Origin of the sequence: Denitrobaculum tricleocarpae (assembly GCF_007004665.1) — a bacterium.
In the GTDB taxonomy this organism is placed as follows: Bacteria; Pseudomonadota; Alphaproteobacteria; order Kiloniellales; family Kiloniellaceae; genus Denitrobaculum; species Denitrobaculum tricleocarpae.
Genome location: NZ_ML660059.1, coordinates 327875 through 341145, shown reverse-complemented (window position 1 = coordinate 341145; position 13271 = coordinate 327875). Strand labels below are relative to the sequence as shown.

Below are 13271 nucleotides of genomic sequence, written 5' to 3'. Positions count from 1 at the left end.
TCGGGGTCTGCCTGCTTGCAGGCGGACGGATCCGGGGCGAGCTTCATGGCCGCCAACGCCTGTGCTGCTGGCCGCATGACGATCGTCAATCAGAAGGATCATATGGCCCCTGACTCGGCCTCTCACTTGGCCCCTAATTTGGCCCCCGATCTGGCTCAGACAGTCCCGCGAGATCCGGCTCCGGCTGAAGACGCCGTCGGTCTTGTCTGGGACGTCTCTGCGCAGGGCGCTGCCGGTCAGCAGCCCCGGGGGCGCGCCATGACCGCGGGCAGGCTGTCGATCTCCCGTCTCATGCTGACCGATTTTCGCAGCTACGAAGCCGTGAGTCTCGAGATCGCGCCCGGCCCGGTGATCCTGACCGGGCCCAACGGCGCGGGTAAGACCAACCTGCTGGAGGCGGTATCCTTTCTGTCTCCCGGGCGCGGCCTGCGCGGTGCGAAGCTGACCGAGATCGCACGGCGGACACCGGGCCAGGGAATGTCGGGCCAGGGAACATCAGGGCGCGAAACATCGGAACTGGCCGAGACAAACGCGACGATGGATAACCCGGGCCACTCGAACTGGGCGGTCGCTGCCGAGGTCGAAACGCCGGACGGGCCACGGATGTTGGGAACCGGCCGGGATGTGGCCGGCGGTAACAATGGCGCCGGCCGCGAGCGCCGCTTGATCAAGATCGACGGTGAGTTTGTCCGCGGCCAGCAGGCCTTGAGCGAAATTCTGTCGGTTGTCTGGCTGACACCCCAGATGGATGGGCTGTTTCGTGAGTCCGCCTCCGGACGGCGGCGCTTCATGGACCGCCTGACCTACGGTTTCGATCCGGAACATGCCGGGCGGATCTCGGCTTATGAGCATGCCATGCGCGAACGCTCCCGGCTTTTGAAGAGTGGCCGGAACGATGCCACCTGGGTCGCATCGCTGGAGGACACCATGGCGCGCTACGGCGTTGCCATTGCCGCGGCCCGGCGGGCTTTTCTGGAGCGTCTGGCCTGGTCGGGCGCGGCGGCCGTGAGTGCCTTTCCCCGGGCCCGGCTGGCCCTGGCCGGGGATCTGGAGGCGCAGCTCGAGTCACAGCCGGCTCTGGCGGTGGAAGATGAATTGCGCGATCGTCTTGCCGCCGGGCGGGGACGGGATGCCGAAACCGGCGGCGCATCTGTCGGACCGCACCGCAGCGACCTGGTGGTTCATCATGTTGCCAAAGACATGCCCGCCGCGCTCTGTTCGACCGGCGAGCAAAAAGCGCTGCTGATCTCGATGGTTTTGGCCCATGCGCGGCTCGTGACACTGGACCGCGGCGCACCGCCGCTGCTGCTGCTCGACGAGGTGGCGGCCCATTTGGATGCATCCCGGCGCGGGGCTCTGTACAATGAAATTTTAGCACTGGGGGCACAGGCCTGGCTGACGGGAACCGAGGCGTCGGTTTTCCTTGAGCTGGCGGACAGCGCCCAGTTCTTCAAAGTCCGGGACGGTGGGGTCGCAGCCTGCGATACACCCCGGGACGCATAAGTGAAAGTTGAGAGATATGACGCAAAGCGGTGACAACGAAATCACTGGCGGGGAAATCACTGGCGGGGAACCCGAGTATGGTGCGGATTCCATCAAGGTGCTCCGCGGCCTGGAAGCCGTCCGGAAACGCCCCGGAATGTATATCGGCGATACCGACGACGGCTCGGGCCTGCATCATATGGTCTACGAGGTGGTCGACAACTCCATCGATGAAGCCCTGGCCGGGCACTGCGATACCGTCAGTGTGATTCTCAACGGCGATGGCTCGGTTTCGGTGCAGGACAACGGCCGTGGCATTCCGGTGGATATTCACCCCGAAGAGGGTGTCTCGGCGGCCGAGGTCATCATGACCCAGCTTCATGCGGGCGGAAAGTTCGATCAGAACTCCTACAAGGTCTCCGGCGGTCTGCACGGTGTGGGCGTGTCCGTGGTGAACGCTCTTTCCGAGTGGCTTGAGCTGACGGTGTGGCGCGGCGGCAAGGAGCACAAGATGCGCTTTGAGCACGGTGATGCCGTGGCACCGTTGGAGGTGACCGAGGAAAACATCGAGCGCAACGGCACGCAGATCACCTTCTTCCCCTCGAGTGAAACCTTCACCATGACCGAGTTCGACCTGCCGACGCTCGAGCACCGTCTGCGCGAACTGGCATTCCTCAATTCAGGTGTTCGGCTGAAGCTGACCGACAACCGCCATGCGGAACCGATCGAGCACGACCTGCATTACGAGGGCGGGCTCGAGGCCTTCGTGAGCTATCTCGACCGCACCAAGACTCCCCTGTTCGAGCCTCCCGTGGTCATGTCCTCCGAAAAAGACGGGATCACGGTCGAGGTCGCCCTGCAGTGGACGGACAGCTATCACGAGAACGTCCTCTGCTTTACCAACAACATTCCGCAGCGCGACGGCGGAACGCATCTGGCGGGTTTCCGGGCCGGCCTGACCCGGCAGATCAATGCCTATGCGACCTCTTCCGGCATTGCGAAGAAGGAGAAGGTCAGCCTGACCGGCGACGACTCCCGCGAGGGCCTGACCTGCGTGCTTTCGGTCAAGGTTCCTGACCCCAAGTTCTCTAGCCAGACCAAAGACAAGCTGGTGTCTTCCGAAGTCCGCCCGATTGTCGAAAGCGCGGTGAATGACCGCCTGAGCCAGTATTTCGAGGAGCATCCCCAGGAAGCCAAGCGGATCGTGACCAAGGTGGTCGAGGCCGCCGCCGCCCGTGAAGCGGCCCGCAAGGCCCGCGAGCTGACCCGGCGCAAAGGCGCCCTGGATATTGCGTCCCTGCCCGGCAAACTGGCCGACTGTCAGGAGCGCGACCCGGCGCTCTCCGAAATCTTCATTGTCGAGGGTGACTCTGCCGGTGGTTCCGCCAAACAGGGCCGTGACCGGAAATTCCAGGCGATCCTGCCGCTGCGCGGAAAGATCCTCAATGTCGAGCGCGCGCGTTTCGATAAGATGCTGGGTTCCCAGGAGATCGGCACGCTGATCACCGCGCTGGGCACGGGCATCGGCCGCGATGAGTTCGACATCGACAAGCTGCGCTACCACAAGATCATCATCATGACGGACGCCGACGTCGACGGCAGCCACATCCGGACCCTGCTGCTGACCTTCTTTTACCGGCAGATGAGCGAGATTATCGAGCGCGGGCATCTCTATATCGCGCAGCCGCCGCTCTATGCCGCGAAAAAAGGCGACTCCCTGCGCTATCTCAAAGGCGATCCCGAGTTACAGGACCATCTGATCGAGAGCGGCTCAAGGGGCTGCACCTTCGTCGCGGGCAACGGCACACAGATCGCGGGCGCGGATCTGGAAGCGATCGTCAAGCGCGCGGTGCAGGCCAAAAACCTGATGGAGCCTCTGATCCGCAAGGTCGGCAACAGCCTGATCGTCGAACAGGCTGCCATCGCCGGCGCATTGGGGCTTTCACTGGCCGAAGACGGCGAGGCCGCCGCGGCCGCGGCGCAGAGAGTGGCCGCGCGCCTCGATGCCCTTGCACTTGATCTGGAGCGGGGCTGGCAGGGAGCGGCCGCCGAGCCCGGGGGGCTGATGTTCACCCGGCTGCTGCGCGGTTTGACGGAACGCCGTGTGATCGATGCGCCGGCTCTGCGCTCGGTCGAAGCCCGGCATCTGGACGACATGGCAGCGGAGCTCCATGAGGTCTATGACATGGCCGGCGTGTTGAAGGCCAAGGATCGGGACTATCCCATTGCCGGTCCGCTCAGCCTGGGCAATGCAATTTTCGAGATCGGGCGCAAGGGTGTGAAGTTCTCGCGCTACAAGGGCCTGGGCGAAATGAATCCGGAGCAGCTCTGGGAAACCACACTCGATCCCAACGTGCGGGCCCTGTTGCAGGTCAAGATCGCCCACAGTGACGACGCCTCGGATATTTTCTCCACCCTGATGGGGGATGTGGTCGAACCGCGCCGTGATTTCATTCAGTCCCACGCGCTTGAGGTTGCAAACCTTGACGTGTGACGCACTTTTGGGTTGATATAGAGTGAAAGAGGTGGTTTCAGCACAACCTGACGGGATTGAATGATCACAAACAGGTTGTTTTTACCATAAGGTTCAACTTATCGTAACTCAACGAGGCGCGCCGTGGCTTTTCGGTGTTGCCAAAACTGAAAATACGAAAGCAAAGGGAACGGCGAAAAACGATGGCAAGTGAAAAGGATGCACATATTGGCAGACGACTCTTGCAGGCCCGTGTTTCGAAAGGCTTGAGTCAGGATGACCTCGGTTCCATGGTTGGGGTGAGCTTTCAACAGATTCAGAAGTATGAAAAGGGTTTGAACCGGATAGGTAGCGGTCGGCTCTGGGATCTCAGCGTAGCGCTGGGCGTTCCCATCGCGTACTTTTTCGAGGGGTTGGCGGATCGGGGCAAGACAGCGACCTCGGCTTCCGAATTGGCAGATACCAGGGTAACGCACAGCATGGTCGAGGTGGCCCGTGCGTTCGGTGCAATTGAGGACACCAACGTTAAGTCTTCATTCCTGAGGCTGCTGAAGGCAACCAGCGGAAAAGTGTGACGCGGTTCATCGCTCTTATTTGTTTCGCCATAAGAACCCATGGCGAGTGAGCCTGGGATAGCGTTATGTACGGAGACTGGTGGATAGACGATATGGGGAAGTGGCGGGCAGCCGAGTTGCCCGGCGCCATGGCAGAGTCTGCCATCCCCATTGGGTCTGACATACGCGAACAGCAAACCGCGTATCGTCAGCTCGGCCTGGTCAAGGCCCTTCTGACACCGACAACGGTCACCTTCCGCTGGGATGTCTGGTACGCTTCGCCGGAAGCGATCGAATCCATGATCGACTTCCTGGAGATCGACAAGCAGCCCCGGCGGATCGTGCTCGATTTCTTCTATGGCGGCTGGATTACGGAGACGTTTTACGCTCCCGGTGCCGCCATAAAGCGCATTAGAGAAGCAGATCTCTATCGATCGGTCGAATTGATCGACACGATCTTCATCAAAGAACAGGGTATGGACTCGATTGATCGCAGCAGCGATCTCATCAAACGAGGCTACGAGTACCTGACAAGGTCAAAGTGCTTTTTCGAGTCCAAAGACGATACGACGTTCGTGTCGCTCTATCGAAAGTCCCTGATGTACACAGCGAGCGATATGGAAGATGTCTTTTTGCGTCTCCACGTCGGGATGGACTCGGCGTTTGCTCGGGCGTCGAACGCCCAGCAATTGGACGACGTTCTCTTTCAATCGCGTTTTGCCGGCCGGCCATCAGACCGCTACGGGAAGACCGTGTCTGCAGCCTACACCGGGGTTCTTCACTCAGGAGAACCCCGGCTGCACCACGTAAGAGCTCTATTCCGAAGAGAGGGCAGTGAACCCATTTGGGCGCCTTACCAGCGACTGCTGTTTCCCAGCACCTTGTCTGACGGCACTCCGGTCGTTGTCTGTCTCTCGGATATCACTCAGGACGTCAGTATCCCATTCCTGCGGCCAAATGCTGATCAGGCTGAATATGCGTCAGGTCAATAAGGTCTGACTGGGTCATCCACATGATCCAGGAATCGACCGGTCGACTGAACTTGCTCTGTTCCATGTAAGCGCCTTTCGCCTCGACGTGACGGTATCCGTATTTTTGCGGGATACCGCGCTCGATCAGCCAGGAATGACCCAGGCCCCATATGTAGTCCGGGGCCCATTTCGCGAGGGCGAGACCCAGGACCAGACGCGGTAACACGGAAGAGAGGCCCTGGCCGCGGTAATTGCTGGATCCTCCGCGTAGCCAGATTTCGCCGTGATAGCAAACCTTGCCGGTTATCTTGCTGGCTGAAGGTGCGTGGCAGAACTTGGTTTGGGTATTGCTTTCCAAGGCTTCTGGCGTTGCAAAGTGCTTGGAAAGGGAGTCGATTTCGTCTGCAAGGGTTGTTCCGCTGAGATCGTCGCAGCGCACCGCCTGAACATGAACGACTTCCCCACGCCCGTTGACACCCTCGATCCAAAGCGCATTTTCGGTGTTTATATCGACGCGATTGGGGTCAAACAAAACGGCAGGTACAGGTTTTCCGGGCAGCCGTTTGCAGAGGTCCCAGAGTTGGTTGAAGTCGGTTCGTATCGACAGACTTATCCCCTTGGACTGGGCGAAGGAATCGATATCCGCGATGTAACGGGAGACCTGTAGATAGTCAGCTTGCTGAGTCATAACTCTTTTCCTTTGTAGCGTTCGGTCGTTGTTTCCCTGGTCACTAAGTCTTCTCTTCATTTGATTGGTCGCCTAACCTGGCGGATTTGCCTCCATTGCCTGCGTATGTACTTGAGGGTTGTGTATTCATTGGCGACCCGTACGATCGTCCTTTTGAGTGCATACAAATGCTCTGAACGGGTCATGGCCATAAAAGGGCCATAGTTTCCGGCTTGAAAGGTGGCCGGTAGAACCCTGGTGCGGGGTTTTGAGGACCTCGGCGCGCGGTGGTTCTTGATTGAATCAATCAAGGATGTGGATTATCCGCTTAACAATTGGTTAAGACTTTGATGGGTTCATTTGTCTCAAATTGAAGCGACTAAACCCCTGAGCGAGCACGATTTTATCGAGCAGCGCTATGAGTGTGAGCCGTCTTCCGAACTGCGGATGGAGCGCGATCCTTCTTGACACCACTGATCAGGAATGTGGGTCGTTCTCCAGCTATTTGTAACGAGGCAGATCAGACTCTAGTGACATCGGCCGCAATGCTGTAAAACCGGCGGCATCGTGTGAGGTAGCGGAAAAACTGTGACAAAACCCAAGACCAATAGCAAATCTCAGCGCTCTAAATCGTCAGGCAAGAAAGCCACGGCAGGCGGAAAGAAGCCCTCGCGCGGACGCAGCCGTAAGACCGCAAGCCGCAAGACTGCGCGGCACTGGGGCTTGCGTCTGGCGTCCTGGAGTCTCGTTCTGACGATCTGGGCCGGTGTTATCCTGGCAGGCGTCGTCGGCTGGTACGCTTATGACCTGCCCGATGTCGACTCTATCGAGGAAATGACCCGGCGCCCCTCGATCCGGCTGGTTTCGGCGGACGGCGTGCAGTTGGCGTCCTACGGCGATTTTTACGGCGAACCGATTACCGTCGATCAATTGCCGCCGCATTTGCCGCAAGCCATTCTCGCCATCGAAGACCGGCGCTTTTACAGTCACTTCGGGATCGATCTGCTCGGGATCGCCCGGGCCATGGTCCGGAATGTCAGCGCAGGCCGTTTCGTCCAGGGCGGATCGACCATCACACAACAGCTGGCGAAGAACCTGTTTCTCTCTCCCGACCGGACTCTGAAGCGGAAGATCCAGGAGGCCCTGCTGGCGATTCGCCTGGAACAGCGTTTCACCAAGGACCAGATCCTGTCGCTTTACATGAACCGGGTCTTCCTCGGCACGGGCAGCTTCGGATTCGACGCGGCGGCGCGGCAATACTTCGGCAAGCCGGCCCGGGATGTGACGCTCTACGAAGCCGCCCTGCTCGCCGGTCTTCTCAAGGCACCCTCGCGCTATAATCCCGCGCGGGACCAGGCGCGCGCCGACAGCCGCACGGCGCTGGTGATCGGCGCCATGGTCGATGCCGGCTATATCTCCGAAGCACAGGCCAGGCAGTCTTTGCAGACCAAAGCCCGCGGACGGCCGCGGGCCGGGCGGCAGGCGCGCTACTTTGCCGACTGGATCATGCGCCAGATCGAAGGCTATGTCGGTGCCGTGGATGATGATCTGACCATCATCACGACGCTGAACGCCCATACGCAGAAGGTCGCCGAGCAGGAGCTGACGGCGTTGCTGGAGAAGCAGGGCGCGGCCAGCGCGGTCGAACAGGGCGCGGTGATCGTGTTGTCGCCGAACGGCGCCATACGCGCGATGGTCGGTGGCCGGGATTACCGGTCGAGTCAGTTTAACCGCGCGACCCAGGCGCTGCGGCAGCCGGGATCGGCTTTCAAACCCTTCGTCTTTCTGGCCGGTTTGGAACAGGGAATGACGCCCGACACCCGCATGACGGATGCGCCCTTGCGCATTAAGGGCTGGGCACCGCGAAATTACGGCGGCCGTTACTATGGCGATGTGACCCTGCGCGAGGCGATGGCCCGTTCCATGAATTCCGTCGCCGTCCAGGTCTCGGAGCGCAGTGGGCGGGAGAACGTCGCCGAAGTCGCCCGGCGCCTGGGGATCTCCTCAAAGCTCGATACCTCGGCCAGCATCGCGTTGGGGACCTCCGAAGTGACCCTGCTGGATTTGACCGGTGCTTACGCCGCCTTCGCCAACGGCGGCCGCGGCGTCTGGCCTTACGGGATCGAGGAAGTGCGCGGTCGGGGCGGCAAGCTTCTGTTTCGCCGGGACGGCACCGGTACGGGCCGTGTCGTTGCCCGGGAACGCCTGCTGATGATGAACGACATGCTGTCTTCGGTGGTGTCCTGGGGCACGGGCAAAGCGGCGCAGCTGGACCGCCGCGCGGCGGGTAAGACCGGGACCAGCCAGGATTTCCGGGACGCCTGGTTTGTTGGCTACACCGGCGAACTGGTTGCCGGTGTCTGGTTCGGCAACGACAGCGGTGCACCTATGAAAAAGGTGACCGGCAGCAGCTTGCCCGCGCAGCTCTGGCAGCGGGTGATGACGAGTGCGCTTGAGGGCGTGACGCCCCAGGGTGTCCCCGGGGTGGGTCCGGCCACGGCCCCCGGTGACGCGATTGCAGCCGTGGAAAGGCCTGGAACTCTGGAGGCCGAAACGTCCGACGCTGAAGAAAGCGGCGGGTTTATCGGCCGGATCTTGAAGAACCTTGGAGTTTCGGGGTCAGGCGAATCCCAAGAGCCCCAGCGCAATTGGGATCCCTTCAGGAACGACGAAGATCGCTAGGTTGGGAACTCATATTCTTTGATGGTCTTGATCGTATTTTGCCGGGTTTTAGGTGCGTTGACGCCTCTTACCGGGCCTTCAGGCCCGCTTTCGAGCCCTCGCCTGCCTAAAACCCGGCAAAATACGACCCGCCTGGGACGTGGTCCCCAGGCGATAAGGTTATGAGTTCTGGACAGCGTCGTGTCATCGGTCCAATTCTGGCTAAGCACGATGCTTCAGCATCGCTCCACTCTTAACTCCTTGCCAGAAAACATAATTTTATCGTCAAGACCGTCAAAGAATATGAGTTCCCAACCTAGATCAGAGTCACAAGCACGATAGAACGCCTTCGGCAATTCCATCGAACCTTGATCTAGGACTCGCTCAGCGCTGCTTGCCGCGCTTCGGCTCTCTTGGTCCTGGGGTGCACCATAAGCGTAAAGCTCAGAAAGGCGGCAACGGAGACCAGTGCGAGCGCCGCCATCATGCCCAGACTGCCATCGCTGCTGTTATGGCCCACGGCAATGCCGACGGCTGCAGCGACCGTCATCTGGGTAAAGCCCATGAAGGCCGACGCGGTCCCTGCCATTTGCGGAAAGGGCCCGATCGCGCCAGCCATCGCGTTCGGCATGGTCAAGCCGGTGCCGATCAGGAAAAGAGTGGTCGGCAATACGATCGAGGCGATCGAGAGCTCTCCGTAAAGCGACAGAGCGAGACCGGAGAAGCCGCCGGCGCACAAGAAAAGCGTGCCGAAAAAGATCATGCGGTTGATGCCAAGATAACGCGTGAAGCGTCCCGAGGCGAAGGTTCCGATCATATAGCCGACCACCACGGCGGCGAAACAGAGGCCGTAGTCGCTCGGCGAGAGCCCTATGATGTTGATCAGGACGAAGGCCGATCCTGAGATAAAGGAGAAGATTCCCGCATAAGAGAAGGTGCTCAGGAACACGTAGCCCATGTAGAGAGGATTACGGGCCAACAGCAGGTAGTTGGAGAGCAGCTTGCCCGGTTGGGTCGCGCTCATATTCGGGGTGCTGTTGGTCTCCGGCAGCAAGGCCCATATGCCGACGAGGGAAATGATCCCGAAAACACCCAGGGCCGCGAAGTTCATCCGCCAGCCGAAGCCGGTTTCCAGGTAGCCGCCGATGATCGGTCCGATCGCCGGCGCCAGAGCCATGGCCAAAGCCATGTAGGAAAGCACGCGCGCCGAGCGGTCCCGCCCGAAGACATCGCGCACGACGGCACGGCCGACCACGGGGCCGGCGCAGGCCCCCAGCGCCTGAACGAAGCGCGCGCCGACCAGCCATTCGATCGAAGTCGCCAGTCCGCAGGCAAGGGTGGCGGCAAGATAGATTATCAGGGCGGCCAGCAGCACCGGCCGCCGGCCGTAGCGGTCCGAGAGCGGGCCATAGATGAGCTGACTGACCGCGAAGCCGATCAGGAAGACGGAGAGCGTCAGCTGAACGCCGGCAGTATCCGTGCCGAGGTCCAGTCCGATCGAGGGAAGAGACGGTAGATAAAGGTCTGTCGAGATCGGCCCCAGGGCCACGACCATCGTGAGAAAAGCAATAACGGAGAGCTGTTCCGCACGTTGATGCTGCGAAGCGCTAGACATAAACCTCGAATCTCGGAAAGAGTGGTTCTTTACGACATATTTGTACCAGCGGTTATAATCGTTCGTGAGCGCGAGCGAAAGCTCCGCGAGAAAGAAAGTTCGGATTGCAACGCTTGCGGGCGAAGCAGGGCCCGGCCGGGCCAGCTGCAGGCTGCGACGGGTGCGCTGTTTTTCCGGTGGCCGTCTGGGGCTGTTTGCCGTCTGGGGCCGGTTGTCCGCCTTGTGCAGCCGCGCGGAGATTGACTTTACATCTCTTAGCCCGGACTCTGCTCCTCTCATTCCGGGGATATCGCAGCGATGCTCGACTTACTCATTTTCGTACCTGCCTGTTTTGCACTGAACCTGGCCTTCGGCCCGAACAACCTGCTGGCCCTCACGCATGCCGCGCAGAGGGGCATCGCATTTGCCGTTTGGGCGGGGATCGGACGGCTGCTGGTCTTCATTCCGATGATTGCCTTGAGCGCTCTTGGACTGGGTGTCGTGCTCTCCGCGTCGTCTCTCGTTTTCACGCTGGTGAAGGTTCTCGGCGCCGCATATCTGATTTGGCTCGGATGGAAGCTCTGGAAGTCCTCCTATAAAATGAAGCCGGGTGATTTGTCACAGGCGGCGATGAGCTTGCGTGGCGCTTTCAGGCGGGAGGGGCTTGTCGCCGTAGGCAATCCCAAGGCGATCCTGATCTTCGCGGCGTTTTTTCCGCAGTTCGTCCAGGTCGATTCATATTTCGAGAGCTATGCCTTTCTGGGGGCCGTTTTTCTCCTTCTCGAGGCGATTGCGATTTCTCTCTACGCGGCTTTGGGCGCCCTGGCGGCCCGTGCCGCGGCGTCAAAGCTGCATTGGTTTCAGCGCGCCTCCGGCCTCGGCATGATGCTCTTCGGCGGTCTGCTCCTGCTGACGCGGCGCCCGGCTTAGGGGCCGTTTTCGATGCGCTTCGCAGAAGAATATGAAAACGTTTTCATTCGCTCCGTAACAAAGAGACAGAGCGCTGCGACCTGACTCAGCCGTAGCGAAGCAGGGAATTCCCGTTGTTGGTGAGCCAGGTCTTCGCCTGACCGACATTTTCCGTCATCTGCCGGGTCAGATGCCAGAAGGCCGGCCCGTGGTTCATTTCGCGCAGATGCGCGACTTCATGGGCGACCACGTAGTCCAGCACCAGTTCCGGAGCGAAAATCAGGCGCCAGGAAAAGTTCAGATTGCCGCTGGAACTGCAGCTGCCCCAGCGGCTGGTGGTATCGCGGATCGAGATGCGCGCGATGCGCAGATCCCGGCTCTTGGCTTTGGCCCGGGCCCGGGTGGTGATCTCCCGGCGGGCCTCGCTCTTGAGGTGGTCGGTCACGCGCCGCGAGAGGTGCTCGGCAAAGCCGGAAACCCAGATCACGTCATCTTCCTGCCAGACGCCCCGGCGGGCCTCGGGCGCGTGACGGATGGTCCGGGTTTGCCCCAGGATCGGGATGACCGCGCCATCGCAAAAGACGACCCGGCCCGGCTGATCGGAAAGGCGCTTGAGGATCCAGCCCCGGTTGCGCTCCGCGAAGGCGAGGCCTTCCTTGAGGGGCACCCGTTCCGGCAGGACCAGCCTGACCCCGAGGCCATCCGGGGTCAGACGCAGGGTGATACGGCGCGCGCGGGCATGGCGGCGGATCTCAAGTGGGATCTGCTGCTCGTCAAACCGCAACATCTGGGGGTCGATGACCTTCTGCATCACCTATTTGGTATATCGTTTGGCCGTGCGCAGGGCAAGAGCCAGACTCTCTTTACGGCGCGCAGTTGAGCCGCGCAGTTAAACCGTGGGGGGCCTCACGAGCGGGCGGGCAGGAGCTCCGTCATGGCCGCTTCCTGCGCCAGAAGGGCGGTCTTGCGGTCAGCGCCCCAACGGTATCCGCCCAGTGTGCCGTCCTCCCGGATCACCCGGTGACAGGGCACCAGCAGGGCGACCGGGTTCCGGGCACAGGCATTGGCGACGGCGCGCTGGCTTTTGCTCAGGCCCATGGCCTCTGCGACTTCCGAATAGCTGCGGGTTTCGCCCAGCGGAATCGCCAGAAGTTCCTGCCAGACCCGGCGCTGGAACGCGGTTGCCTGCACGTCGAGCGGCAGGTCCATCGGCTGGTCGATCCGGGGCCGTTCGCCGCCGAGATAGCTGGCGACGCTCTCAACCGCCGGGCCGATCCTGGCATCGTCCCGGAAGATTTCGTCGGCCCTGGGGAACTCCTGTCTTAGCTGTTCCTCCAGCGCATCGTCACTCTCACTGGAGCCGTCTTCAAACGGTCCGGCCTCGCCCAGGCAGACGAAGCAGACCCCTTTTTCCGTGGCCGCGACCAGGAGCTTCCCGTGCATCGTGGTGATGATGCTGTAGGCGATCCGGGCTCCGGCACCCCCTTTGGCATAGGAGGCCGGGGTCATGCCGAGCTGACGCTGGGCGGATTCATAAACACGGCTGGAGGACCCATACCCCGCGCCGTAGGTTGCGCCGGCGACGGACTCACCGTTCTTCAATTCTTCCCGGAACCGCTTGCTGCGGTGGGCCGCCGCGTACTCGCGCGGGCTGAGACCCATGATTTTCTTGAAGAGGCGCTGGAAATGCCAGGGGCTTAAACGGACCTCGCGCGCCAGATCGTCCAGGGTAATCCGTTCGTCCACGCGGGCTTCTATGTAGGCGCAAGCGTCGCGGACCAGCGCGACCTGGGCATTGCTGGGGGATGTCGCCATTCGGGCTCCTGTGATCTGATAGGGCCATGATCCTATTGCCCTTGGCCCTGCCCTTCTATCCGAAGCTTGCGCAAGGACAAAGCAAGGACAAAGCAGGCACAAAGCCGGCCCGGGGCGGTCGCGCGTATCGTGATTCCTCAAGCAT

At 61.0% G+C, this 13271-nt stretch carries 10 protein-coding genes; 6 read left to right on the top strand and 4 right to left on the bottom strand.

All coding sequences use genetic code 11. The features are described 5' to 3' along the window. Positions 1-15: 15 nt before the first annotated feature. The 4 genes from recF (at position 16) to FKG95_RS22190 (ending at position 5501) form a co-directional block, all read left to right on the top strand. Entirely contained in the window at positions 16-1503 is a 1488-nt protein-coding gene (gene recF / locus FKG95_RS22205; RefSeq protein WP_342779267.1) for a DNA replication/repair protein RecF, read from the top strand. 16 nt (positions 1504-1519) lie between these two features. Beyond that, a complete protein-coding gene (gene gyrB / locus FKG95_RS22200; protein WP_142898607.1) occupies positions 1520-3976 on the top strand; it encodes a DNA topoisomerase (ATP-hydrolyzing) subunit B in 2457 nt (818 codons plus the stop codon). Between the two features lie 182 nt (positions 3977-4158). Beyond that, the gene (locus FKG95_RS22195) at positions 4159-4530 is read left to right on the top strand and encodes a helix-turn-helix domain-containing protein (protein WP_142898606.1); all 372 of its coding nucleotides are present in this window, start codon (positions 4159-4161) and stop codon (positions 4528-4530) included. Between the two features lie 65 nt (positions 4531-4595). Next, positions 4596-5501, top strand: a complete 906-nt coding sequence (locus tag FKG95_RS22190) for a hypothetical protein (protein WP_142898605.1) — start codon at positions 4596-4598, stop codon at positions 5499-5501. Here FKG95_RS22190 and FKG95_RS22185 read toward each other — a convergent pair. After that, entirely contained in the window at positions 5443-6168 is a 726-nt protein-coding gene (locus FKG95_RS22185; RefSeq protein ID WP_142898604.1) for a hypothetical protein, read from the bottom strand. The genes FKG95_RS22190 and FKG95_RS22185 overlap by 59 nt on opposite strands. A gap of 567 nt (positions 6169-6735) precedes the next feature. Between FKG95_RS22185 and FKG95_RS22180 the strand changes: the two genes are divergently transcribed. Beyond that, a complete protein-coding gene (locus tag FKG95_RS22180) occupies positions 6736-8829 on the top strand; it encodes a transglycosylase domain-containing protein (RefSeq protein ID WP_142898603.1) in 2094 nt (697 codons plus the stop codon). 352 nt (positions 8830-9181) lie between these two features. Here FKG95_RS22180 and FKG95_RS22175 read toward each other — a convergent pair whose 3' ends face one another. Next, the gene (locus FKG95_RS22175) at positions 9182-10423 is read right to left on the bottom strand and encodes a multidrug effflux MFS transporter (RefSeq protein ID WP_142898602.1); all 1242 of its coding nucleotides are present in this window, start codon (positions 10421-10423) and stop codon (positions 9182-9184) included. A 297-nt stretch (positions 10424-10720) separates the two neighbouring features. Here FKG95_RS22175 and FKG95_RS22170 point away from each other — a divergent pair, with 297 nt between their 5' ends. Beyond that, positions 10721-11332: a LysE family translocator gene (locus FKG95_RS22170; RefSeq protein WP_142898601.1), complete on the top strand. Its 612-nt coding sequence runs from the start codon at positions 10721-10723 to the stop codon at positions 11330-11332. Between the two features lie 85 nt (positions 11333-11417). Here the strand turns inward: FKG95_RS22170 and FKG95_RS22165 are convergent, their stop codons facing one another. Both FKG95_RS22165 and FKG95_RS22160 read right to left on the bottom strand, forming a co-directional pair. Then, complete coding sequence (locus FKG95_RS22165; RefSeq protein ID WP_246116863.1) at positions 11418-12122, bottom strand: M48 family metallopeptidase; 705 nt, start codon at positions 12120-12122, stop codon at positions 11418-11420. Positions 12123-12217: 95 nt separating this feature from the next. Beyond that, positions 12218-13126, bottom strand: coding sequence for a bifunctional transcriptional activator/DNA repair enzyme AdaA (locus tag FKG95_RS22160; RefSeq protein WP_179954228.1), 909 nt, complete (start codon positions 13124-13126; stop codon positions 12218-12220). Positions 13127-13271 lie beyond the last annotated feature (145 nt).